This is a genomic window from Herbiconiux daphne (assembly GCF_024979295.1).
Taxonomy (GTDB): domain Bacteria; phylum Actinomycetota; class Actinomycetes; order Actinomycetales; family Microbacteriaceae; genus Herbiconiux; species Herbiconiux daphnes.
This window is the reverse complement of record NZ_JANLCJ010000232.1, coordinates 1-879: the sequence shown is the minus strand read 5'-3', so window position 1 is coordinate 879 and position 879 is coordinate 1. Positions and strand designations below refer to the sequence as shown.

The window sequence follows — 879 nt, the reverse complement described above, 5'->3', positions numbered from 1 at the left end:
AGCAAAATCCATTCTTTAGGAGGGCAAGAATAATATGCCATCACCATTAGCAGCGGGCGTTGCCACTGCCCTACAAGCATTTAATACAGATTACGGAACAGGTTGGACTTTCGGGGAAAATTGGACGAACGTCAATACACAATTTGAAACTTTTGTCAACAAATATTTGTTCCCAAAAATTGACGAATCTATTATCATTTCAGTAGCATTAGGTAACCGTTTTGAATGGCTCGCAAAAGAAAAAGATTTCATCGGTCAATATTCGGAAGAATATGTAATCATGGATAGCGTGCCTGTTACGATGAATCTTTCAAAAGAAGAAACTTTGATGCTGAAACGTAACTACCCTGCAATGGCTACAAAATTGTACGGTGCAGGTATCTTGAAGAAACAAAAATTCACGTTAAATAACAACGATGTTCGTTTAAACTTTTTAACGCTTGCAGATGCCACAAACTATGCTTTAGGTGTTTACCGTAAAAAAGTTTCTGATATTAACGTATCGGAAGAACGTGAATTACGTGCAATGCTTATTGATTATTCATTGAAGAACATTACCAATCCGCAACAAATTCGGAAAGTAACAAGCGAACAAGAATTATTTGCTTCTGTTTCTGAAGCGATTCTGAACATTCAAAACAACAGCGCTTTGTACAATGAAACACCACAAGCATCTGGCGGTGCCATCGGTCAATACACTACTACCACCAAATTAGAAGATGTTTTAATTTTGACAACTGACAAGCTGAAAGCATACTTGTTAGATACAAAATTAGCAAACACTTTTCAAACAGCAGGCATTGATTTGACAAAACGTATCATGTCATTTGATACATTAGGTGGAAACTACCGTGCAAATGCAGATATTAAAATTGCTGA

General features: G+C 36.6%; 1 protein-coding gene. It reads left to right on the top strand.

Annotated elements, in window-relative coordinates:
• Positions 1–34: 34 nt before the first annotated feature.
• On the top strand, positions 35–879 hold an 845-nt coding region (locus N1032_RS24310), incomplete at its 3' end, for a phage major capsid protein (RefSeq protein ID WP_259543059.1).